This is a genomic window from Kitasatospora sp. NPDC057223 (assembly GCF_042669755.1).
Taxonomy (GTDB): domain Bacteria; phylum Actinomycetota; class Actinomycetes; order Streptomycetales; family Streptomycetaceae; genus Kitasatospora.
The window spans coordinates 94921-117991 of the sequence record NZ_JBHUWW010000006.1 but is presented as its reverse complement, the minus strand read 5'-3'; the positions used below and the strand labels follow the sequence as shown (position 1 = coordinate 117991).

The window sequence follows — 23071 nt, the reverse complement described above, 5'->3', positions numbered from 1 at the left end:
GGCGCCCTTCGGGCTCGACATCGTCGTCGCCCGTTCGGACGCGCGGAGCGGCCCGGTGGTTGCCCGGCGCGCGGGCGCACCGGGGGGCGCACAGGGTTCATCCGGCGGGCGCGGGGACGGCCCCCGCCGTGGCCGCGGGCCCGGTCGCGTGCCGGCCGAGGCGGCGGACCTGCGGTTCGGCCAGCACCAGCACGCCGAGCAGCACCGTCAGCCCCGCGCACGTCCACAGGGCGCCGCCGAGGCCGAGCGCGTGGGCGGCGGGCCCGGCCAGCGCGGTGCCGAGCGGGGCCAGCGCCAGGGAGCCGAAGGCGTCGTACGCGGAGACCCGGGACATGGTGTCCGGCGGGATCTCCTGCTGGAGCGCGATCATCCAGTTCACCCCGAACACCGTGACGCCCGCGCCGGACAGGAACATCGCCGCCACCAGGACGGGCAGCGGCGCCGCGACGGCGAGTGCGGCGGCCGGCAGCGCGAACAGGAACACGCCGTAGTTGCCGACCAGCAGGATCCGGCGGGGGCGCCAGCGCACCATCAGCAGCCCGGCCAGCACCAGGCCGACGCCGTCGGCGGCCAGCGCGATGCCCCAGTCGCGGGCGCCGCCGAGGCGCTGCTCGGCGACGATCGGGCCGTAGACGGCGTCGACGGCGCTCACGCACGCCATCATCACCGAGAACTGGAGCACGATCACCCACAGCCAGCGCCGGGATGCGAACTCCCGCCAGCCCTCCCGTAGTTCGCGGACCATCCCGTCGCTCCGCGCGGGTCGGGCGGGGGCCTCGACGGTCAGGAGGACCCGCAGCCCGGCGGCGAGCAGGAAGCTCAGCGCGTCGACGGCGAGCACCCAGCCGGGCCCGGCCGCGGCGGTGAGGGCGCCGCCGAGCGCGGCGCCGCCGATCTGCGCGCCGTTGAGCGCCATCCGGTAGACCGAGAAGGCCCGGGAGGCGTGCTCCTGGCTGACGGTCTGCATGATCATGGCTTCGGCGGCCGGGCCGTAGAAAGCCTGCCCGGCGCCGCCGGCGGCCGAGAGCAGCACCAGTTCCCACAGCCGGGCCGTGCCGGTCAGGACCAGCACGGCCAGAACGGCCTGGGAGAGGCCGTTGAACACGTTGGAGGCGACCATCACCCGGTGGCGCGGCAGGCGGTCGGCGAGCGCGCCGCCGACCAGCAGCAGGAGGACCAGCGACATCAGCCGGGCCGCCGTCACATAGCCGATCTCGGTGGTCGAGCCGCCGATCGCGAGCACGGCGAAGGCGGTGGCGATCGGCGCACCGGCGTTGCCGAGGCCGCTGACCACGGTCGCGGCGGTCTGGATGCGGTAGTTGCGGCCTGCCCAGGCGAGGCGGCGCGGGGGAGCGGGAGGCGTCTGCACCCGCGCGACTATGACGGCTCGACGGTCAGGTGTCTAACATATTTTCACTACTGGAAGCCGGTGGCCGGAGCGGCGGCCGGCGTCAGCCCATCGACTCCAGGGTGCGCCCCTTGGTCTCCTTGATGCAGAAGGCCACGAACGGGATGGAGAGCAGCGCGAAGCAGGCGTAGATGACGTACGTGGCGGCCAGGTTCCAGTCCGACAGGTCGGGGAAGGTGACGGTGATCGCCCAGTTGGCGATCCACTGCGCGGACGCGGCCACCGACAGGGCCAGCGCCCGGATCCGGTTGGGGAACATCTCGCCGAGCAGCACCCAGACCACCACGCCCCAGGAGAACGCGAAGCAGAACACGAACACGTGCGCCGCGACCAGTGCCGTCGTCGCGTACGTGTCGGCCAGGGTCGCGGTGTCGCCGGTGCCGACCCGGTGCGAGAACGCCCAGGCCGCGGTGCCCAGCGCCAGCGCCATGCCCGCGGAGCCGGCCAGCGCGAGCGGCTTGCGGCCGATCCGGTCGACCAGGGACATCGCGATGACGGTACCGACCACGTTGACGATCGAGGTGGAGAGGCTGATCAGCAGCGAGTTGCTCTCGTTGATGCCGACCGACTGCCAGAGGAACGAGGAGTAGTAGAAGATCACGTTGATGCCGACGAACTGCTGGAAGACCGAGGCCCCGATGCCCACCCAGACGATCGGCAGCAGGCCGAACCGGCCGCCCATCAGGTCCTTGATCCGGGGCTTGTGCGAGGACTCCAGCACCGCCCTGATCTCGGCCACCCGGGCGTCCAGGTCCACGCCCTCGCCCTCCACCTCGGCCAGTACCTTGCGGGCCTCGTCCTCGCGCCGGTCGGCGATCAGGAACCGCGGCGACTCCGGGATGGACAGGGCCATCAACCCGTAGACCAGAGCCGGGACGGTCTCCACGCCGAGCATCCACTGCCAGGCCTGGATGCCGGCCAGGTGCCCGGTCGACTCGCCGCCGGCCGCCTCGTTGAGCGCGTAGTTGGCGAGCTGCGAGACCGTGATGCCGAGCACGATCGCCAGCTGCTGGAAGGACGCCAGGCGCCCCCGGTAGGCGGTCGGCGCGACCTCGGCGATGTACGTCGGGGCGATCACCGAGGCGATGCCGATCGCGATCCCGCCGATCACCCGCCACATGCCCAGCACGCCGATGCTCGGCGGGAACATCGAGCCGACGCCGCTGATCGCGAACAGCGCGGCGGCCAGCAGCATGGTCTTCACCCGGCCGAGGTGGTCGGCGAGCCGCCCGGCCACCACCGCGCCGGCCGCCGAGCCGAGCAGGGCGATGGCCACCACGAACGCCGTCTCGCCGTTGCCCACGTCGAAGTGCTTCTGGATGCCGGTGACGGCGCCGTTGATGACGGCGCTGTCGTAGCCGAACAGGAAGCCGCCCATGGCGGCGGCGGCCGAGATGAAGACGACGTGTCCGAGGTGCGCCTCGCCGCCGGCCTTGGGGGGTGTGGTGCTGGACACGACCAACTCCTGAGGGTGCGACGGCCCGCCCGGCCGAGTGGACAGGATGCGTGCCACATTCGATCAGGCGGGCGACCCGTCCGCCCGATTTCCGGCTGACCGGGTGGCATGTCGCGCCGGTACGTGACCCGTTCGGCGCAACACCCCGCCCGTCGGCCGGCCGGGACGCCGGTCGCCGCGGCCCTCAGTGGAGGTCGTGCAGGTACGCGGGCAGCGGCACGGTGGTGGCCGGGCCCGGCTCCGGGGTGCCGTGCACCGTCGCCACCGGCACCACGCCCGCCCAGTACGGCAGAGCGAGGTCGGCCTCGTCGTCGCCGGGGCCGTCCGAGCGCCGCTTCGCCGAGACCTCGTCCAGGTCGAGCCGGACCACGGCGGTGGCGGCGATCTCCTTCGCGTTCGGCCTGCGCACGTCGCCCGAGCGCCCGGGGATCGCGTGGTCGACCAGGGCGTCCAGCGCGATCGTCAGCTCCTCGGGGTCGGTGACCTGGCGGGCGATGCCGTGGGCCACCACCGAGCGGTAGTTGACGGAGTGGTTGAACGCGGACTTGGTGAGCACCAGGCCGTCGACCTGGGTGACGGTGAGGCAGACCGCGAGACCGGGGTCGGCGGCGCCGCGCATCGGGCGGCTGCCGGTCGAGCCGTGGACGTAGAGGCGGTCGCCGACCCGGGCGTAGAGGGTCGGCAGCACGACGGGCGCGCCGTCGGCGACGAAGCCGAGGTGGCAGATGTACGCGCTGTCGAGGATCGCGTGGATCTCGTCGCGCTCCCAGGTGGCCCGGTCCCGGTAGCGGGTGGGCGTGGTGCGTTCGGTGCGGGCGTATTCCGTGGTGTCGTCCGACATGACAACCTCTATGTACTAGTGCATACTTGTATTTGTGCTAGGAGAATATACGTTCAAGGGGAGCCGTGCCAGCGATATCGCGGCCGGCATCGAGGAGGGCGTCAGCGGCGGTCACCTCCTGCCCGGCTCGGCCCTGCCGCCACTGCGCGAACTCGCCGAGCAGCTCGGCGTCAACCCCAACACCGTGGCCGCCGCCTACCGGCTGCTGCGCGACCGCGGCGTGATCGAGACGGCCGGCCGCAAGGGCAGCCGGATCCGCCCTCGCCCCGCCCTCGCCCCGCGCGACCAGATCCGGCTGCCCGTCCCGCCCGGAGCCCGCGACCTCTCCGACGGCAACCCCGACCGCGCGCTGCTCCCGGCCCTCGCCCCGGCCCTCGCCGTCGCCGCGGCCGCCGCCGACCACAATCCCGTCCTGTACGGGCAGCCCGCCGCCGACCCCGGCCTGCTCGGCCTGGCCCGCGCGTCCTACCGCGCCGACGGCGTGCCCGAAGGCCCGCTCGCCGTCGCCTCCGGCTCGCTGGACACCATCGAACGCATCCTCGCCACCCAGCTGCGCCCCGGCGACCAGGTCGCCGTCGAGGATCCGGGCTGGGGCAGCCTGTTCGACCTGCTGCCCGCGCTGGGGCTCAGGCCCGTCCCCGTCCGGCTGGACGACGAGGGCCCGCTGCCCGACCCGCTCGCCGCCGCCCTGGCCGCCGGGGCCCGCGCGGTGATCGTCACCAGCCGCGCCCAGAACCCGACCGGCGCGGCCCTCACCCCGGCCCGCGCGGGCGCGCTGCGCACCGTGCTCGCCGCGCACCCCGGCGTCCTGCTGATCGAGGACGACCACGGCCACGGCATGGTCGACCAGCCGTACCAGCCGCTCTGCCGGGGCCCGCAGGGCCTGCCCGTCACCGCCCGGTGGGCCGTGATCCGCTCGGCCGCCAAGGCCTACGGGCCGGACCTGCGGCTGTCGGTGGCGACCGGGGACGTGGACACCATCGGCCGGGTGCTGGGCCGTCAGCGGCTCGGCGCAGGCTGGGTCAGCCACCTGCTGCAACGCACCGTCGCCGAGCTCTGGCGCACCGACGCCGCCCCGGCGTCCGAGGTGGCCGCCGCCTACGGGGCCCGCCGGCGCGCGTTGATCGCCGCACTGGCCGCGCACGGCATCGCGGCCCACGGCGTCAGCGGCCTGAACGTCTGGGTGCCGGTCCAGGACGAGTCCGGGGCGCTGGCGGCGCTCGTCCAGCGCGGCTGGGTGGCGGCGCCCGGTACGCGCTACCGGCTGGAGTCCCCGCCCGGACTGCGGCTCACCGTGGCCTCGCTCGACCCGGCCGACGCACCCCGGCTCGCGGCGGACCTCGCGGCGGTGCTGGGCGCCGGCGGCGGCGACTCGCGGCCGGCCTGACGGGGGGCGGCGCGGTCACCCGGTGAACGGACCGGTGACGGAGCGCGAAAGGTGCTGCAGATACCTAGCGGTAACAAGCGCGGGCATGTCATGTTCTCTGCGCCACCGGCCGGCGGCCCACCCTCACCCGCGCGTCCCCCTGCCCCCACAGCGCAGGCGGGACCGACCGCAGGAGTTCCGCCGTGCCCGAGAGTTGTCACCGCCCCACGAGAACGCCCCGCAGAACCGCCCGCGGAGTGCGACGGCTGCTGGCCGCGCTCCTGTCCCTGCCGCTCGCCGCCACCGGACTGCTGGCCGTCGCGGCCCCGGCCCGTGCGGCCGCCGGCCCGACCGCCAGTGTCACGATGGGCGACAGCTACATCTCCGGCGAGGCCGGCCGATGGGCCGGCAACAGCGACACCGCCGCCGGCAGCCGGGCCGGCACCGACCGGGCCTGGACGGGCAGCGGCTACGACCCGGCCCGGGTGTACCGCGCCACCTACGCGAGCGGGTGCGACCGCTCGGACTCCGCCGAGGTCGACAGCGCCCCCGGCATCGCGCAGACCCGGATCAACCTGGCCTGCTCCGGCGCCACCACCGCCAACGTCTTCCGGACCGGCCACGGCGGGCAGCCGTACAAGGGCGAGGCCCCGCAGGCCGACCGGCTCGCCGCCGTCGCGGCCGCGAACGACGTCAAGCTGATCACGCTGTCGATCGGCGGCAACGACCTCGGCTTCTCGGACGTCATCACCACCTGCGTCAAGGACTACCTGGTCTGGTACTCCTACTGCAACGACGACCAGCAGGCGGTGATCGACGCCCGGATGCCGGCCGCGACGGCGGGCGTCGGCAAGGCGATCGACGAGATCCGGGCGGTGATGTCCGCGGCGGGGTACGCGGCCGGCGACTACCGGATCGTGCTGCAGTCCTACCCGTCGCCGGTCCCGCGCAGCAGCGAGATGCGCTACGCCGAGAGCGGCTGGTCGCGGGCGGACACCGGCGGCTGCCCGTTCTGGGACGGTGACGCCGACTGGGCCCGGGACTCGATGGTGCCGCAGATCTCCGGCGCGCTGGCGGCGGTGGCGGCAGGCCGGGGCGTGCAGTTCATGGACCTCTCCGACATGCTGCAGGGCCGCGAGGTCTGCGCCCGGGGCGCCGCACTCGCCACGCCGTCCGCTCCGCCGTCCGCCGCCACCAGCGAGTGGGCGCGGTTCGTGGACGCGGGCCTGAGCGCCTCGCAGGGCGCCGTCCAGGAGTCGATGCACCCGAACCACTACGGGCAGCTCGCCCTCGGCCGCTGCCTCACCCTGCTGTACGCAAGGCCCACCGGGAACTTCTCCTGCCGCAACACACCCGGCCGGGACGCGGGCGGGATGTACCTGACCGCGCGGTCCTGACGCACCGCCGCCCCCGCCCGGTGACCGGGCGGGGGCGGCGCACCTCGGCGCCGGTCAGCCCTTCGCGAGCAGCGCCTGGGCGTGCGCCTTGACCTGGTCCTTGGTCAGGTACGCGTCGGTGTACTCGAAGTCGCGCAGCCGGGCGGGCTGGCGGGCCAGGAAGCCCGTCCGGACGAAGTCGTCGCCGGCCGTCGCGTTGAGCAGCCAGTTCGCGCCGACCCGGAACTTCGCGGCATTGGTCCGCATCGCCATCAGGTGGTAGCCGCGCGCCACCACCTGGGCGGGCAGGCCCTCCAGTTCGACCCCGACCGGCTTGGACACCGCGTCCGTGCCGCCCAGATCCACCACCAGGCCCAGGTCCTTGTGGTAGTACGGCTCCAGCGGCTGGTTCCGGAGCGAGGCGATCAGGTTGTTCGCCACCACCTTGCCCTGCCGGGCGGAGTGCTGGGCGGTCGGCGGGCAGACCGCGCCGTCGCCCTTCGCGAGGTCCGGTACGGCCGCCGCGTCGCCGAGCGCGAAGACGCCCTCGAACTGCGGTACCCGCATCTCCGCGGTGACGGCCACCCGCCCGCGCACCGTCTCGGCGTCCAGCGTGCCGATCAGCGGGCTGGCGGCGACTCCGGCCGTCCAGATCAGCGTCCGGCTGGGGAGCACCCGGCCGTCGGTGAACTTGACGCTCTCGGCGCCGACCTCGGCCACCGAGACGCCGAGCGACACCTCGATGCCCCGCTTGCGCAGCACCTTGAGCGCGGTCTCGCCCAGGGTGTCGCCGAGTTCGGGCATCAGCTTCGGCGCGATGTCGATCAGGTGCCACTTGATCTGCCGGGCGTCCAGCCGGGGGTAGCGGCGGGCCGCGGCGGTGGTCAGCCGTTGCAGGCAGGCGGCCGTCTCGGTGCCCGCGTAGCCGCCGCCGACGACCACGAACTGCAGCCGCGACTCGCGCTCGCGCTGGTCCAGGCTGGCCGAGGCCAGGTCGAGTTGGGCGATCACGTGGTCGCGGACGTAGGTGGCCTCGGCGAGCGTCTTCATGCCGCGCGCGTAGTCCGTCAGGCCGGGGATGTCGAAGGTGCGGGTGACACTGCCGGGGGCGAGCACCAGGAAGTCGTAGCGTTCGGCGACCACCTCGTCGGTGATCTTCCGCACCACGCACACCTTGGAGCGCGGGTCCACACCGATCGCCCCGCCCGGGATGATGTGCGTGCGCCGCAGGGTGCGCCGCAGTGAGACGGCCACCGACTGCGGGGTCAGCACGCCGGCCGCGACGTGCGGCAGCAGCGGCAGGTACAGCTGGTAGCTGAACGGCGTGACCAGGGAGATCTCCGCCTCCGAGGGCGCCAGCTTGCGTTCCAGGCGGCGGGCGCATTCCAGTCCGGCGAAGCCGCCGCCCACGATCAGGATCCGAGGACGTTCCATCGTTCATCCTTACAGTGCTGGTCCGAGCCGTACCAGGACAACTGTTCGCCACACTCGCACGGTCCAACGCGCATTGCCACCGCTACGGGCGCGCGGCCGGACCTGCGCCGGGCGGACCTGACAGATCGGTAGGCTGTCCGAGTGCTCTCCCAGGTGACGGCGGTCCGGTATGTGACGCCACTACGTGAAGGCGGCTCGATGCCGGGCCTGGTCGAGGCCGACGACCACCGGCTCTACGCGCTCAAGTGGGCCGGGGCCGCGCAGGGCCGCAAGGCGCTGGTGGCCGAGGTGCTGGCCGGTGAGCTGGGCCGCCGGCTCGGCCTGCCGGTGCCCCGGCTGGTCACCGTGGACCTCGACCCGGTGCTCGCCCGCAGTGAGCCCGACCCGCAGGTGCAGGGCCAGATGCGCGCCAGCGGCGGCCTCAACCTCGGCATGGCCTTCGTCAGCGGGGCGCTCAACTTCGACCCGCTCTGCTTCGACGTGGAGCCGGAACTCGCCGGGCAGGTGCTCTGGTTCGACGCGCTGATCGGCAACGTCGACCGCTCCTGGCGCAACCCCAACCTGCTGGTCGCCACCGGGGGCCTGCGGCTGATCGACCACGGGGCCAGCCTGATCTTCCACCACCAGTGGACGGGCGCGGCTGGCTGGACCCGCCGCCCGTACGACGCGGCGGACCACGCGCTGCTGCGCGCCCGGCCGGACGTCGCCGCCGCCGACAAGGTCCTCGCTCCGCTGGCGGCCGACGCGCTGGCCGGCGCCGTGGCGCAGATCCCCGACGTCTGGCTGACCGACGAACCGGGCTTCGACTCGCCCGAGGCGGTGCGCGAGGCGTACCGCGCGCAGCTCACCGCACGGCTCGCGGGCCCCCGCGACTGGCTCCCGGAGGTGTCCGCGTGAGCGGTACGCACGCTGTCCCGCAGGACGCTCTGCACGACTACGAGTACGCGGTGATCCGTGCCGTGCCCCGGGTCGAGCGGGGGGAGTGCGTCAACGTCGGCGTGCTGCTCTACTGCCGGCAGAGCGCCCATCTGGGCGCCCGCACCCACCTGGACCAGGGGCGGCTGCTGGCCCTCGACCCGGTGGCCGACGTCGCCGGCGTCCGGCGGGCGCTGCACGGCATCGAGGCGGTCTGCGCGGGCGGGCCCGAGGCGGGGCCGGCCGCGGCCGACAACCCGGGGCAGCGCTTCCGCTGGCTGACCGCGCCGCGCAGCGCCGTCGTCCAGCCGGGGCCGGTGCACACCGGGCTGACCGCCGACCCGGAGGCCGAGCTGCGCCGGCTGTTCGACCAGCTGGTGCTGTGAAGCCGCTGTGACGGTCTCCGGTACCGCCCTGACCTGGGGTGCTGCGGTTGTGCGGAAAGTCCTTTGCCGTGCTTGAAGCTGGAGTTGCTGAACCTTTTATGCGTACCCTTACGACCATGGGTTCGACACCGGCGACGACCGCCAACGCACCGACCACCGCCGAGCTGATGGAGGCCGTGGCGGCCGTCGGAGCGGCGTACTTCCAGGACTTCGCGGGTGCGGCGGCCAGGCACGGTCTCTCCTCCTCCCAGGCCAAGGCGCTCGGCGCCGTGCACGAGCCCGTCCCGATGCGGGCGCTGGCCGGGCGGCTGGGCTGCGACGCCTCCAACGTGACCGGCATCGTCGACCGGCTGGAGGCCCTCGGGCTGGCCCACCGGGAGGCCGCCGCGGGCGACCGCCGGGTGAAGATCGTCGTGATCACCGAGCAGGGCCGCGTGATCCTGGATCTGGTCCGGGCCGAGATGGCCCGCACCCACCAGGCCTTCGACGCGATGAGCGAGGAGCAGCGGATCGCCCTGAACTCGATCTGCCGCCAGGTGCTGCCGGTGCTCTCCGGCCGGGTCTGACCGCGCTCCCCGGCCGGCTCCGTCGGCTACCGGCCGGGCGCCGACGAATCGGCTGACCTCGGCTGTTAGGCTTGCGAAGCGTGAGCGCGAAGCCCCAGATCCCCAATGTCCTGGCCTCCCGGTACGCTTCGGCGACCCTGGCCCAGCTGTGGTCCCCCGAGCACAAGGTGGTCCTTGAGCGCCACCTGTGGCTCGCCGTCCTGAAGGCCCAGCAGGACCTCGGTGTCGAGGTGCCCGCCACCGCCGTCGCCGACTACGAGCGGGTCCTCGACCAGGTCGACCTCGAATCCATCGCCGCGCGTGAGCGCGTCACCCGACACGACGTGAAGGCCCGGATCGAGGAGTTCAGCGACCTCGCCGGCCACGAGCAGATCCACAAGGGCATGACCTCCCGGGATCTGACCGAGAACGTCGAGCAGCTGCAGATCCGGCAGTCCCTGCAGCACGTCCGCGACCGTACGGTGGCGGTCCTGGTGCGCCTGGGCCGGCTCGCCGCCCAGCACTCCGAGCTGGTGATGGCCGGCCGTTCGCACAACGTCGCCGCCCAGGCGACCACCCTCGGCAAGCGGTTCGCGACCGTGGCCGACGAGCTGCTGGTGGCGTTCAGCCGCCTGGAGGAGCTGATCACCCGGTACCCGCTGCGCGGGATCAAGGGCCCGGTCGGCACCGCCCAGGACATGCTGGACCTGCTCGGTGGTGACACCGACAAGCTCGCCGAGCTGGAGCAGCGGGTCGCCGGCCACCTCGGCTTCGACAACGTGCTGACCAGCGTCGGCCAGGTCTACCCCCGTTCGCTGGACTTCGAGGTGCTGTCCGCACTCGTCCAGCTCTCCGCGGCGCCGTCCAGCCTGGCCAAGACCATCCGGCTGATGGCCGGCCACGAGCTGGTCACCGAGGGTTTCAAGGAGGGCCAGGTCGGCTCCTCCGCGATGCCGCACAAGATGAACACCCGCTCCTGCGAGCGCGTCAACGGCCTGGCCGTCATCCTGCGCGGGTACGCCTCGATGACCGCCGAGCTCGGCGGCGACCAGTGGAACGAGGGCGACGTCTCCTGCTCGGTGGTGCGCCGGGTCGCGCTGCCGGACGCGTTCTTCGCCTTCGACGGCCTGCTGGAGACCTTCCTGACGGTGCTCGACGAGTTCGGGGCCTTCCCCGCCGTGATCGAGGCCGAGCTCGACCGCTACCTGCCGTTCCTGGCGACCACCAAGGTCCTGATGGGCGCGGTGCGGGCCGGGGTCGGCCGGGAGACCGGGCACGAGATCATCAAGGAGCACGCCGTCGCGTCCGCGCTGGCGATGCGCGCCGGTGCCCGTGAGAACGAGCTGCTGGACCGCCTGGCCGCCGACGAGCGGATGCCGCTCGACCGGGCCGGGCTGGACGCGCTGCTCGCCGACCGGCTCTCCTTCACCGGTGCGGCGGGGGCGCAGGTCGCCGAGGTCGTGCGACGCATCGAGGCCGTCGCGGCCGCTCACCCGGAGGCCGCCAAGTACGCTCCGGGCGACATCCTCTGACGTTCCGTCAGGCCATGCTCAGGGTCCTGTCACCGTTCCGGTGGCGGGGCCCTGCGGCGTCTCGGGCCCTTCGTGCGCCGGGTGCCCCGGGTCGAGCGGAGGGGCGCCGGCCGTGCAGGCCCACTTCGCGTCGGGCTCGGACACCGGGTGGTCCGGCGCCAGGACGTTGCCGCGCACCGTGGCCAGCGCGATCAGCGAGCCGCCGGCCAGCAGGCCCGCGCAGATCAGCATCGCGGTGCGGAACGCCGAGTCCACCGCGGCGGGCACCCGGTAGGCGTCGCCGCTGAGGCCGGCCAGTGCGGGCAGCGCCGCCACGGCCAGCAGACCGGCCGCCCGGGCGGCCGCGTTGTTGACGCCGCTGGCGATCCCGGCCCGGCGGACCTCCACCGCCGCGAGCACGGTCGCCGTGAGCGGTGCCACCAGCAGGACCATCCCGCAGCCCATCACCGTGGTCGCGGGCAGCACGTCCGTCCAGTAGGAGGCGTCGGCGCCGATCCGCAGCATCAGCAGCACGCCGCAGGCGCAGAGCAGCGGCCCGACGGTGAGCGGCAGCCGGGGGCCGATCCGCTTGCCGAGCCGGCCGGCCCGGGCGGACAGCGCGAGCATCAGCACGGTGATCGGCAGCAGCGCGAGGCCGGAGGTCAGCGGGGTGAAGCCGGAGACCGTCTGGAGCTGCACCACCAGCAGGAAGAAGACGCCGCTGAACGCCGCGTACACGCAGAGCGTGACCAGGTTCACCGCCGTGAAGAGGCGGGAGGCGAACAGCTCCAGCGGCAGCATCGGCGCCGGGTGGCGGCGCTCGGTGGCGATGAACGCGGCGCCGAGCAGCAGCCCGGCGGCGCCCGACACCCAGACCCCGGGGGAGAGCCCTTCACCGGCCGCCGTCAGCGCGTACGTCACCCCGCCGAGCGCGAGCGCGGCCAGGACGGCGCCGCGGACGTCGAAGCTGCCGGTGGCGCTCTCGTCCCGGCTCTCCGGAACGTGCCGGCCGGCGACCGCCAGCACCACGGCGGCCAGCGGGACGTTCAGCAGGAAGATCCACCGCCAGCCGGGCCCGTCCACCAGCCAGCCGCCCAGGAACGGGCCGACCGCCGCCGCCACCCCGCCGAGGCCGGACCACAGGCCGACCGCCGCCGAGCGGTCGTCGGGCCGGAAGGTCGCCTGGAGCATCGCCAGCGAGCCGGGTGTGAGGAGTGCGCCGCCGATGCCCTGCAGCGCGCGCGCCGCGATGAGCACCCCGACGTTCGGCGCCGCGGCGCACAGGGCGGAGGCGGCGGCGAACCAGCAGACGCCGATCAGGAAGACCCGGCGCCGCCCGTAGCGGTCGCCCAGGGCGCCGCCGAGCAGGATCAGGCCGGCCAGGGTGAGCAGATAGGCGTTCAGGGTCCACTGCAGGGCGGCCAGCGAGGCGCCGAGATCCGCGCCGATCCTGGGCAGTGCGACGTTGACGACGGTGCCGTCGAGCATCGCCATGCTGGAGCCCAGGACGGTCGCCAGGATCACCCAGCGCCCCTGTGCGGTGCCGAGTGCCAAGGTGCCCGCGTCGTCGGTTCTCACGGCTCGATCCTGCGCCGGAGCGGGTGAAGTGACAAGGGTCACCGGCGGCGCGTCGGGGTGGTGGCTGAGCGTGCCGGGATATCCACGCAGGGCCGAGAAAGTGACCGGAGGGGGGTCGGCCGGTCGCTCAGCGGAGTTGATCCGTGCACATACTGCACAGCCGATCATTCGGAGAGTCACGGAATTCGATGGGATTCCCGTGAAATTCCGGGGCTAAACGTGATCGACATTGATTTGCCCGGCTTCATCAGCTTTGCTTCAGCGACTGCCCGGCCATGGTCCGGGTGGGCCCGCCGGGTGGAACGCCTAGTCCTGCCGCTGCCCGGAGGCTTCGAACAACTCTGTACGGCAGGAGTGGGGGACCCACAGGTAAGTCGCCGTCCCGGTCACCGGGACGGCTTGGGGTGAAGCCGCGCTTGCGGCCGGGCAACTCCAGCCCGAACCCGACAGCTCACCTCGCAGGCGTCGGAGAGGAAATACCCCATGTCCGCAATCACGAACCGTCTGCCGCGTCTGGCCCGTATCGGCATCGCCACCGGTGTGACCGGCGCCGTGCTCGCCCTTCCCCTGGTGACCGCCGTCAGCGCCCAGGCCCACACGGTGCCGGCCGCCAAGTCGCACTCGGCCGCCGTGACCGGCGCCACCAGCGTCGACGCCATCGCGGTGACCCAGAAGACCGCCGCCGTGGAGGCCGCCCCGGCCGCCCCGGCCGCCGCCCCCGCCGCTGCCGCGGTGGAGAGCTACAAGGTCCACGGCGGGGACACCCTGTCGAAGATCGCGGCCTCGCAGAACGTCACCGGCGGCTGGCACGCGCTGTACGACAACAACCGTGAGGTCATCGGCTCCAACCCGAACCTCATCTTCCCCGGCCAGAAGCTCGCGCTCGGCGCCAAGGCCGCCGCCCCGGCCGCCGAGGCCCCGAAGCCCGCCGCGCCGAAGACCTCCTCCGACTCCGCGCCGGCCAAGAAGGCCGCCCCGAGCGCCAAGGCGTCCGTGGCCCCGAAGGCCGCCGAGACCGCCAAGCCGGCCGCCCCCGCGACGAAGGCCCCGGCCGCCGCCGCGACCACCGCCGCCGCCGCGCCGAAGCCCGCCGCCGTGGCCAGCACCTCCGGCTACACCGCGCCGATCGCCGGCGTGAAGCTCGGCACCGCCTACGGCGTGGCCGGCTCCATGTGGTCCAGCGGCCACCACACCGGTGCCGACTTCGTCGCCGCCACCGGCACCCCGCTGAAGGCCATCGCCAACGGCACCGTGGTCAAGGCCGGCAACGGCGGCGCCTACGGCAACGAGGTCGAGATCAAGCTCGCCGACGGCAAGTACGCCCAGTACGCGCACCTGTCCTCGATCGGCGTCAAGGTCGGCCAGACCGTGACCGTCGGTCAGCAGATCGGCCTCTCCGGTGCGACCGGCAACGTGACCGGCCCGCACCTGCACTTCGAGGTCCGCACCGGCTCGGAGTACGGCTCGGACATCGACCCGATCGCGTACCTGCGCGCCCACGGTGTCAGCATCTGACACCTGGTCCCCCCACGTGACGGGCTGACCGTCGCACGGTGACCACGGCAGTACCTGCGGAAAACACCGGCCGGGCCGGCAGCGAACGCTCATCGCTGCGGGCCCGGCCAGTTTTGCGTTCCGTCCCGCCGTCAGACGGGCACCTTGTCCCGGTACGGTGCCTGGTCGTCCTCGAAGAGGCGGGCCGCGATGGACTCGACGGCGCGGTCGAGGCGGGCCCGGTCACCCGGATCGGTGACGTCCCAGTCGTCGAGGTGGCCGTCGATCCAGCGGCGCCACGCCTCGGCGAGCCGGTCGACCTCCTGCTGCCCGGCGGCCGTGAGACCGAGCCGCCCGCCGTCGCTCTCGGCGTAGCCGGCGCCGAGGGTCCGGTCGGCGGCGGGTTGCAGGACCTCGGGCGGCATGTGGTGCGCGGCGGCGATGGCGGCGAGCGAGGCCCCGCCCTGGAGGCGGTTGCGCCAGTAGATCTGACCGAGCATCCAGGCCTGGTCCGGCGTCACGGTGCTGCCGGAGTCGGCCAGCAGCTGCCGCCCGATCTCGGGCCGCCCCTTCGTGCGGCGCAGCACGTTGGCGAGGGCCCGCTCCAACTGCTTGTCGGCGTCCGCGCTGTCCGGTGCGCCGAAGCCCTCGCCCATGTCCGCGGCGCCGGCCCGGGCGCTGTCGCGCAGCGGCACCTCCTTGAGGAACCAGGCGACCACGAAGCCGACGACGGCGACCGGCACCACCCACTGGAAGACGTAGTTGATGGTGTCGGCGTACGCGTGGACGAACGGCAGGGCCGCCTCCTCGGGCAGCGCCTGCAGGCCGGCCGGGCTCTGGACCGCGGCCGGCGGGACGCCGGGCGACTGGGCGAAGGCCGCCTCCAGGTTCGGCCCGAGCTGGTTGTTGAACAGGGTGCCGAACACGGCCGTGCCGAAGGCGCTGCCGAGGGTGCGGAAGAAGGTCACGCCCGAGGTCGCGGTGCCCAGTTCGTGGTACGGGACGGTGTTCTGCACGGCGATGGTGAGCACCTGCATCGCCAGCCCGATCCCGAGGCCGAGGATGAACATGTAGAGCGACTCCAGCCACGCTCCGGTCGAGGGGCCCATCGTCGACATCAGGTAGAGGCCCACCGCCATCACCGCGGTGCCGAGGATCGGGAAGATCCGGTACCGCCCGGTGCGGCTGACCACGATGCCCGACAGCATCGATGTGCCGAGCAGGCCGACCACCATCGGCAGTGTCCGCACGCCCGAACCGGTGGCCGAGACGCCGTCCACGAACTGGAGGTACGTCGGCAGGTACGTCATCGCGCCGAGCATCGCGAAGCCGACGATGAAACTGAGGATCGAACAGACCGTGAAGACCGAGTTGCGGAAGAGGTGCATCGGCAGCATCGGCTCCGGCGCCCGCAGCTCCACGAGGACGAACGCCGTCAGCAGCACGGCCGACCCGACGAACAGGCCGATGATCGTCGCCGAACCCCAGGCGTACTCGTTGCCGCCCCACTCCAGCCCGAGCACCAGGCCGCACGCGCCGAGCGCGACCAGCACGATGCCGAGGTAGTCGATCACCGGCCGGACGGCCGCCTTCACCGCCGGGATCGAACGGGCCGCCATCACGATCATCACGGCCGCGATCGGGATGTTGACGTAGAAGCACCAGCGCCAGGACGCGTGGTCGGTGAACAGGCCGCCGAGCGTCGGGCCGACCACCGTGGTGACGCCGAACACGGCGCCCAGCGCGCCCTGGTACTTGCCGCGCTCGCGCAGCGGGATGACGTCGGCGATCAGCGCCATCGCGGTGACCATCAGCCCGCCGCCGCCGACCCCCTGGATCGCCCGGCCGATGATCAGCACCGTCATGCCGTTGGCCGCGCCGGAGACCACCGAGCCGACGATGAAGACGACCGCGCTGACCTGGAAGACGATCTTCCGGCCGAACAGGTCGCCGAACTTGCCGACCAGCACGGTGGCCACGGTCTCGGCCAGCAGATAGGCCGTCACCACCCAGGCCATGTGCCCGGCGCCGCCCAGGTCGGCGACGATCGTCGGCAGTGCGGTGGAGACGATCGTCTGGTCCAGGGCGGCCATCAGCATGCCGAGCACGATCGTGATGAACACGACGTTGGTCTGGCGGCGGCTCAGCGAGGGCGCTCCGGGCGCGGCGGGCGCGGTCACGGTGGTATCGGTCATGGGCCGGGCCTCCGGAGCAGGGTGCAGGTCGGTCCCAGCCTTCGGCCCGTGCGGCGGGTCCGCCACCGCTGGCGGCATCCGGGTGGCGGGCCGGACCAGGCGATGGACGTGCATGCGGACGTGGACGCGGACGACGCCGTGGACTCCGTCCAGCGCCCCGGGCCCGGCCGGACGGCCCCACAGCCGTCCGACCGGGCCCGTTGCCGGGGCCGTCGCCCGCCGTCAGCCGATGACGGCCTGGGCGTCGATCTCCACCAGCATCGGCTCCTGCGGCAGCTCGCAGAAGATCGTGGTGCGGCACGGCTTCACGCCGCCGGGCTTGATGTTCTCGTCGATGAACGCGGCGTACACCTCGTTCATCAGCGCGAAGTCGGAGCGCTTGGTGAGGTAGACGCGGAACATCACCACGTCCTCGACGGTGGCGCCGCCGGCCTCGACGATGGCCTTGACGTTCTCCAGCGTCCGCCGGGTCTGCGCCTTCACGTCGCCCGGGTACAGGTACTCGGCGGTCGCCGGGTCCTGCGGGCCCTGGCCGGACACCTGCAGGATCGGGCCCTTGCGGACGCCCTGGGAGAACATCCAGGCGGGGGCGGGGGCGCCGTCGGTGCGGATCTCGGCCTTGTCACTCATGTCGGGGTACTCGCTCATCTCGTCGTCGGTCGTGCAGGTCGTCGGGCAGAAAGGGTGATGGTGGTCGAGGGTGACGGCCATCAAAGGTGACGGTCGCCAAGGGTAGTGACCGTCAAATGTGGTGATTATCAAGAATTGCGGTCATCAAAGGCGGTAAATGGCGGAAGCTTCAAAGGCGGTAATGGCGGAAGGTGGTGGTCAATGGCGGGGGAGGTCGGTCGGCGGCAGGCCGCAGTCGGCCGAGACGGCCCGGGCGGTCGCCAGCAGTTGCGGCAGCAGCTCCAGCACGCGCTCGTACGGGAGCACGACGTCCGGCACCGATATCGAGGCGGCCGCGACCACCCGCCCGGTCGCGTCCCGGATCGGTGCGGCGACGCAGTTGATGAAGGACTCGTGCTCGGCGTGGTCCTGCGCCCAGCCCCGGACGGCGACCGTGTCCAGCTCGGCCAGCAGGGCCTCCGGCGTGGTCAGCGTGTTCGCCGTGTACGGGACGAAGTCGATCCCCGCCACCACCCGGCGCCGCTCGGGCGCCGGCAGGTCCGCGAGCAGCACCTTGGACACCGCGGCGCAGTGCAGTGCCGCCCGCAGGCCGATCCGCGAGTACATCCTGACCGGGTGCCGGGAGTCGTACTTGTCGATGTAGACCACCTCGCCGCCCTCGTAGGCGGCCAGATGGACGGTCTGCCCGGTCGCCGAGTTCAGCGCGGCCAGGTGCGCCGCCGCCGCCCGGCGCACCCCGCGCTGCTCCAGCGCCAGGCTGGAGAGCGCGAACAGGCCGGCGCCGAGGTGGTAGCGGTAGGCGGCGTCCCGGTAGACGAAGCGCTCCTCCTCCAGGCTCTGGAGCAGGCGCAGCGCGGTCGTCTTGTGCACGCCGAGCAGTTCGGCGAGCTGGTCGAGGGAGCGTTCGCCCTCGCCCAGCTCGGCGAGCAGGCGCAGGGCACGGGTGACGGTCTGGCTCATCTCGCTCCAAGCACGGGGGACGCGTCCTGCCGGGGCGGGATCGCGGGGAGTACCGGTGACACGATGCCATCCGCCGACACCCGGGTCGCAGCCCAGGCCCCCGCCGGGGCGTCGAGCAGGGCCTCGACCACCGCTGCGGGCGGCAGCTCGCCCTGGTCCCCGGGGGCGGTCAGGGCGCAGGCGGCGCTGAGGTGGCCGAGCCGCAGGCGGCGGCGCTGGTCGAGGCCGCGCAGGGTGCCGGCCAGGTAGCCGGCGGCGAAGGCGTCGCCGGCGCCGGTCACCTCGACCACGTCGACGTTCAACGCGCTCTCGCTGACCGCGCGGCCGTCCCGGTCGAGCGCCGTGACCAGTCGGTCGGCGTCCTTGACCACGACGGTCGCGGGGGAGGGGAAGCGCTCGCGCAGCGCCCGCGGGTCGCCGGTGCCGAGGACGGCCTCGGCCTCGTCCGCGCCGAGCAGCAGCAGGTCGGCGGCGTCCAGCAGGGCGGGCAGCACGCCGGCGTCGCGCCGGTGCCAGAGGGCGGGGCGCCAGTTCAGGTCGAAGCTGATCAGCTGGTCGCGGCGCCGGCCGAGCAGGGCGCGGACCAGGGCCAGGCAGTCGTCCGAGAGCGCCGGGGTGATCCCGGACAGGTGCAGCAGGCGCGCGCCGGCCAGCAGCCGGGCCGCCGCCGGGTCGTCCAGCAGCGCGGGGGAGAGCGCGGAGGCGGCGGAGCCGGCCCGGTAGTAGTGCAGCCGGCTGCGGCCGTGCCCGAGGTCGTACGGCTCGCCGGTGGAGCCCCCGACCTCCTTGAGGTACATGCCGGTGGGGCGGGTGGGGTCGACGGCGACCGCCGAGACGTCCACACCGCGGCCGGCCAGTTCGGCGGTGAGCCGCCGGCCGAAGCCGTCGTCGCCGACCCGGCTGATCCAGGCGCTGTGCACGCCGAGCGCGGCCAGCGCGCCCGCGACGTTGGACTCCGCGCCGCCCACGGAGAGCCGGAAGCCGTCGGCCTGCTCCAGCGGGCCCGGCCGTTCGGGCAGCAGCACCGCCATCGACTCGCCCAGGCACACCGCCTCCGGGAGGCGTGGCGCCTCCTGGTACCCGGCGGCTGCGGTGTGCTGTCCTGCCATCTGGTGCGCTCCCTCGCCTCGTGCGCGGCCGTCGGCCTGCGTGACTGCCGGCCTGTGCGGCCGTCGGTCGGCATGACCGTTGACCTCTGTCCCGCGCTGATGCTAGAACCGGTTCATCAACATATGCAATAGTCGTTGCACATGTTGCAACCTCGCGGCCGGGGAAGGCGCGGGAACGACCGGGACCCGAGCAGGCCCGGGGAACGACCGGAGGCACACGGGTGAACCAGACGTACGCAAGCAGCGCCGACGGCACGGGCATCGACGCCGCCAAGGTGGCCGCCCTCGCCGACGAACCCCTCGACTGGCGGTTCAAGGCACTGCCCCCCGCCGCCTGGGGCCTCACCGTCGGCCAGTACCTGGCCACCCGCCCCGCCCTCGCCGACCTCGGCACCCCGTTGCTCACCCTCGACGCCGGCGCCCTCGACCACAACCTGCGCACCATGGCCGCCTGGTGCGAGGCGGCGGGCGTCGCCCTCGCCCCGCACGGCAAGACCACCATGGCCCCCGCCCTCTGGCAGGCCCAGATCGAGGCCGGCGCCCACGGCATCACCCTCGCCAACCTCCCGCAGCTGCGGGTCGCCCGCGCCTTCGGCGTCGACCGCATCCAGCTCGCCAACACCCTGCTCGACCCGGCCGGCCTCGGCTGGCTCGCCGCCGAACTCGACGCCGACCCCGGCTTCGCCTTCACCTCCTGGGTCGACTCCGCCGAGAGCGTCCGGCTGATGGACGACGCGCTGCGCGCCGCCGGCGCCGGCCGCCCGGTCGAGGTACTGGTCGAACTCGGCGGCCCGGCCGGGCGCACCGGCGCCCGAACGGTGGCCGAGGCCGTCGAGGTGGCCGAGGCCGTCCGCCGGGCCCCCACGCTGCGGCTGGCCGGCATCGGCGGCTACGAGGGCGCCCTCGCCCACGACGCGAGCGAGGGCGGCCTCGCCGCCGTCCGCCACTACCTGCACCAGCTCGAAGCCCTCCACCTGGCGCTCGCCGGCCGGTACGAGAGCGAGCAGCCCGTCGTCACCGCAGGCGGCAGCGCCTACTTCGACACCGTCGCCGACGTGCTGCGGCCGTTCGCCGACGCCAAGGTGATCATCCGGGCCGGCGCCTACCTCGCCCACGACGACGGGTTCTACCGCGGGATCTCCCCGCTCTCGCGCGGCGCCGGCACCCCGCTGCGCTCCGCCATGCACGGCTGGGCCCGGGTCGTCTCGCACCCCGAGCCGGACCTCGCCCTGCTCGACGCCGGCAAGCGCGACCTCCCGTACGACGAGGGCATGCCCGAACCGCAGAACGTCCGCACCGGGGCCGGGGCCGGGGCCGGGGCCAAGAGCCTGGCCGGTACCGGCGCCCGGATCAGCAGGCTCAACGACCAGCACGCCTTCCTGCACGGGGCCGGCGACCTCGCGCCCGTCGGCGCCGTCCTGCGGCTCGGCCTCTCGCACCCCTGCACGGCCTTCGACAAGTGGGCGCTGATCCCCGTCCTGGACGACGTGGACGGCCCCGCTCCGCGCGTCGTCGACCTCGTCCGGACGTACTTCTGATGCCCGACCTGCTCTTCCGCGGCGCCACCGTCGTCGACGGCAGCGGCGCCGACCGCTACCGCGCCGACGTCCGGGTGGCCGACGGGGTGATCGCCGAGATCGGCCACGGCCTCATCGGCCCCGCCGCAGGTCGGACGATCGACGCCGACGGGCTCGTCCTGGCCCCCGGCTTCATCGACATGCACGTCCACTCCGACCTGCGGCTGCTGGTCGAACCCGCCCACCCCTCCCGGGTCACCCAGGGCGTCACCTGCGAAGTCCTCGGCCAGGACGGCCTGTCGTACGCACCCGTCGACGACACCACGCTCGCCGCGCTGCGCCGCCAGATCGCCGGCTGGAACGGCGACCCGGAGGGCTTCGACTGGAGCTGGCGCACCGTCGGCCAGTACCTGGACCGCATCGACCGGGGCACCGCCGTCAACGCCTGCTACCTGGTGCCGCACGGCTCCGTTCGGATGCTCGCGATGGGCTGGGACAACCGCCCCCCGACAGCGGACGAACTCGACCGGATGCGCGAACTCCTCGCCCAGGGGCTGGCGGAGGGCGCCGTCGGGATGTCCAGCGGGCTCACCTACACCCCCGGGATGTACGCCGGCACCGCCGAACTGGTCGCGCTCTGCGAGGTCGTCGCCGCGTACGGAGGCTTCCACGCACCGCACCAACGCTCCTACGGCGCCGGTGCGTTGGAGGGCTACGCGGAGATGGTGGAGATCGCCCGGCGCTCCGGCTGCCCGCTGCACCTCACGCACGCCACGATGAACTTCGGGGTCAACCAGGGCCGGGCCGGCGAGTTCCTCGCGCTCGTCGACCGGGCGCTCGCGGACGGCTGCGACCTCACTCTCGACAGCTACCCCTACCTGCCCGGATCCACCACCCTGTCCGCCCTGCTGCCGAGTTGGGCCGCCGAGGGCGGGCCGGAGCAGACCCTGGCCCGGCTCGACGACCCCGAGGTGCGGGAGCGGATCCGCGTCGAGGTGGAGGAGAAGGGCAGCGACGGCTGCCACGGAGTCGTCACCGACTGGGCCACCATCCAGATCTCCGGCGTGCAGCACGAGCAGCTCGCCGGCGTGGTCGGCCGGACCGTCGCCGAACTCGGGGCGGAACAGGGGCGCAGCGGCACCGAGGTCTTCTTCGACCTGCTGCGCGAGGACCGGCTCGCCACCGGCATCCTCCAGCACGTCGGCCACGAGGAGAACGTCCGGGCGATCATGCGCCACCCCGCCCACACCGTCGGCAGTGACGGACTGCTGGTCGGCGCCCGGCCGCACCCCCGGGCCTGGGGCACCTTCCCCCGCCTTCTCGCCCGCTACGGGCGCGAGTTGGGCGTCCTCACGCTGGAGGGGGCGATCGCCCGGATGACCGGCCGCCCGGCCCGCCGGCTGCGGCTCGACCGGCGCGGCCTGATCCGCCCCGGCCACCACGCCGACCTGGTGCTCCTCGACCCCGACACCGTCCAGGACACCGCCACCTTCGAGCGGCCCCGGCTGCCCGCGGCCGGCATCGAGTACGTCTACGTCAACGGCACCGCCGTGATCGAGCAGGGCCGCACCACCGGGGCACTGCCCGGCCGCGCCCTGCGCCGCACCGACCAAGGAACCCGAGCCCTATGAACCTCCCCAGCACCGTCGCGACCACCGCCCGGGCCGCCCTCGCCGCCGACCCGGTGATCGCCGTCGTCCGCGCCCCCCGGATACCGGATGCCGCCGCACTCTGCGAGGCGCTCGCGGCCGGCGGCATCAACTGGGTCGAATTCACCTACACGACACCCGATGTGACGGAGCATCTGAAGAAGGCGGCCGACGCGGGTTGGCGGGTCGGGGTGGGCACCGTGCTCACCGCCGAGCAGGCGACCCGCGGCATCGGCGCCGGCGCCGGGTTCCTCGTGACGCCCGGCTGCCGTCCCGAGGTGGCCGGGGCGGCCCACGCGGCGGGCGTACCCGTGGTGCTCGGTGCGCTCACCCCCACCGAGGTCGCGCTCGCGGTCGACCTCGGCGCCGCCGCCGTGAAGATCTTCCCGGCCAAGGCCTTCGGCCCCGGCTACTTCAAGGACCTGCACGGCCCCTACCCCGACGTACCGCTGGTCGCCTCGGGCGGCGTCAACGCCGGGAACGCCGCCGAGTTCCTCGCGGCCGGTGCGCTCGCCGTCTGCGCCGGCACGGACGTCGTGCCGCCCGCCGTCGTCGCCGCCGGCGACTGGGCGGAGATCACCCGGCGGGCGCTGGCTTTCACCGCCGCCTGCGGACGGGGATAGCCGCGTCGGCAGGGGTGGCCGGGAGCCGCCGTGGTGGCGCACGATGGGCGGGAGTCCGGCACCGCCCGTACGGCGGCG

Annotated in this window: 19 protein-coding genes and 1 riboswitch; of the genes, 10 read left to right on the top strand and 9 right to left on the bottom strand. The window is 73.6% G+C overall.

From position 1 onward, the window contains the following. Positions 1-97 precede the first annotated feature (97 nt). The 3 genes from ACFUK0_RS04505 to ACFUK0_RS04495 form a co-directional block, all read right to left on the bottom strand. Positions 98-1369: an MFS transporter gene (locus tag ACFUK0_RS04505; RefSeq protein ID WP_380246543.1), complete on the bottom strand. Its 1272-nt coding sequence runs from the start codon at positions 1367-1369 to the stop codon at positions 98-100. Positions 1370-1451: 82 nt separating this feature from the next. Continuing rightward, positions 1452-2864, bottom strand: coding sequence for a sugar porter family MFS transporter (locus ACFUK0_RS04500; RefSeq protein WP_380246542.1), 1413 nt, complete (start codon positions 2862-2864; stop codon positions 1452-1454). 184 nt (positions 2865-3048) lie between these two features. Next, positions 3049-3705, bottom strand: a complete 657-nt coding sequence (locus tag ACFUK0_RS04495) for a pyridoxamine 5'-phosphate oxidase family protein (RefSeq protein WP_380246541.1) — start codon at positions 3703-3705, stop codon at positions 3049-3051. Positions 3706-3739: 34 nt separating this feature from the next. On the opposite strand from ACFUK0_RS04495, the gene ACFUK0_RS04490 reads away from it, so the two are divergent. After that, positions 3740-5092, top strand: a complete 1353-nt coding sequence (locus ACFUK0_RS04490; protein ID WP_380246540.1) for an aminotransferase class I/II-fold pyridoxal phosphate-dependent enzyme — start codon at positions 3740-3742, stop codon at positions 5090-5092. Between the two features lie 236 nt (positions 5093-5328). Continuing rightward, the gene (locus tag ACFUK0_RS04485) at positions 5329-6468 is read left to right on the top strand and encodes a GDSL-type esterase/lipase family protein (RefSeq protein ID WP_380246539.1); all 1140 of its coding nucleotides are present in this window, start codon (positions 5329-5331) and stop codon (positions 6466-6468) included. A 54-nt stretch (positions 6469-6522) separates the two neighbouring features. Here ACFUK0_RS04485 and ACFUK0_RS04480 read toward each other — a convergent pair whose 3' ends face one another. After that, complete coding sequence (locus ACFUK0_RS04480) at positions 6523-7881, bottom strand: NAD(P)/FAD-dependent oxidoreductase (RefSeq protein ID WP_380246538.1); 1359 nt, start codon at positions 7879-7881, stop codon at positions 6523-6525. A gap of 141 nt (positions 7882-8022) precedes the next feature. Between ACFUK0_RS04480 and ACFUK0_RS04475 the strand changes: the two genes are divergently transcribed. From ACFUK0_RS04475 to purB, 4 genes are all read left to right on the top strand, one after another. Continuing rightward, positions 8023-8778 carry a HipA family kinase gene (locus ACFUK0_RS04475; protein ID WP_380246537.1) on the top strand — a complete coding sequence of 252 codons (756 nt, stop codon included), beginning with the start codon at positions 8023-8025 and terminating at the stop codon, positions 8776-8778. Next, complete coding sequence (locus ACFUK0_RS04470; RefSeq protein ID WP_380246536.1) at positions 8775-9182, top strand: DUF3037 domain-containing protein; 408 nt, start codon at positions 8775-8777, stop codon at positions 9180-9182. The genes ACFUK0_RS04475 and ACFUK0_RS04470 overlap by 4 nt, the downstream gene beginning before the upstream one ends. 116 nt (positions 9183-9298) lie before the next feature. Then, a complete protein-coding gene (locus tag ACFUK0_RS04465) occupies positions 9299-9748 on the top strand; it encodes a MarR family winged helix-turn-helix transcriptional regulator (protein WP_380246535.1) in 450 nt (149 codons plus the stop codon). An 80-nt stretch (positions 9749-9828) separates the two neighbouring features. Further along, positions 9829-11259, top strand: coding sequence for an adenylosuccinate lyase (gene purB / locus ACFUK0_RS04460; RefSeq protein ID WP_380246534.1), 1431 nt, complete (start codon positions 9829-9831; stop codon positions 11257-11259). A gap of 18 nt (positions 11260-11277) precedes the next feature. On the opposite strand, the gene ACFUK0_RS04455 is transcribed toward purB, so the two are convergent. After that, a complete protein-coding gene (locus ACFUK0_RS04455) occupies positions 11278-12816 on the bottom strand; it encodes an MFS transporter (protein ID WP_380246533.1) in 1539 nt (512 codons plus the stop codon). A 303-nt stretch (positions 12817-13119) separates the two neighbouring features. Then, a riboswitch (cyclic di-AMP (ydaO/yuaA leader) is annotated at positions 13120-13296 on the top strand. A gap of 3 nt (positions 13297-13299) precedes the next feature. Here ACFUK0_RS04455 and ACFUK0_RS04450 point away from each other — a divergent pair. Further along, positions 13300-14331 carry a peptidoglycan DD-metalloendopeptidase family protein gene (locus tag ACFUK0_RS04450; RefSeq protein WP_380246532.1) on the top strand — a complete coding sequence of 344 codons (1032 nt, stop codon included), beginning with the start codon at positions 13300-13302 and terminating at the stop codon, positions 14329-14331. 131 nt (positions 14332-14462) lie between these two features. Here ACFUK0_RS04450 and ACFUK0_RS04445 read toward each other — a convergent pair whose 3' ends face one another. The 4 genes from ACFUK0_RS04445 to ACFUK0_RS04430 form a co-directional block, all read right to left on the bottom strand. After that, on the bottom strand, positions 14463-16583 hold the full coding sequence (locus ACFUK0_RS04445) for an MDR family MFS transporter (RefSeq protein WP_380246565.1): 2121 nt from the start codon (positions 16581-16583) through the stop codon (positions 14463-14465). Positions 16584-16727: 144 nt separating this feature from the next. Beyond that, positions 16728-17216 carry a RidA family protein gene (locus ACFUK0_RS04440; protein ID WP_380246531.1) on the bottom strand — a complete coding sequence of 163 codons (489 nt, stop codon included), beginning with the start codon at positions 17214-17216 and terminating at the stop codon, positions 16728-16730. Positions 17217-17333: 117 nt separating this feature from the next. Continuing rightward, complete coding sequence (locus ACFUK0_RS04435; protein ID WP_380246530.1) at positions 17334-18095, bottom strand: IclR family transcriptional regulator; 762 nt, start codon at positions 18093-18095, stop codon at positions 17334-17336. After that, positions 18092-19204: a sugar kinase gene (locus ACFUK0_RS04430; protein WP_380246529.1), complete on the bottom strand. Its 1113-nt coding sequence runs from the start codon at positions 19202-19204 to the stop codon at positions 18092-18094. The genes ACFUK0_RS04435 and ACFUK0_RS04430 overlap by 4 nt, the downstream gene beginning before the upstream one ends. 221 nt (positions 19205-19425) lie before the next feature. Here ACFUK0_RS04430 and ACFUK0_RS04425 point away from each other — a divergent pair, with 221 nt between their 5' ends. From ACFUK0_RS04425 to ACFUK0_RS04415, 3 genes are read left to right on the top strand one after another with little or no spacing between them, the layout of a single operon-like run. Then, a complete protein-coding gene (locus tag ACFUK0_RS04425; protein ID WP_380246528.1) occupies positions 19426-20742 on the top strand; it encodes an alanine racemase in 1317 nt (438 codons plus the stop codon). Beyond that, positions 20742-22352: an amidohydrolase family protein gene (locus ACFUK0_RS04420; RefSeq protein WP_380246527.1), complete on the top strand. Its 1611-nt coding sequence runs from the start codon at positions 20742-20744 to the stop codon at positions 22350-22352. The genes ACFUK0_RS04425 and ACFUK0_RS04420 overlap by 1 nt, the downstream gene beginning before the upstream one ends. Next, positions 22349-22993: a bifunctional 4-hydroxy-2-oxoglutarate aldolase/2-dehydro-3-deoxy-phosphogluconate aldolase gene (locus tag ACFUK0_RS04415; protein ID WP_380246526.1), complete on the top strand. Its 645-nt coding sequence runs from the start codon at positions 22349-22351 to the stop codon at positions 22991-22993. Before ACFUK0_RS04420 ends, ACFUK0_RS04415 begins: the two co-directional genes overlap by 4 nt. Positions 22994-23071: the final 78 nt, after the last annotated feature.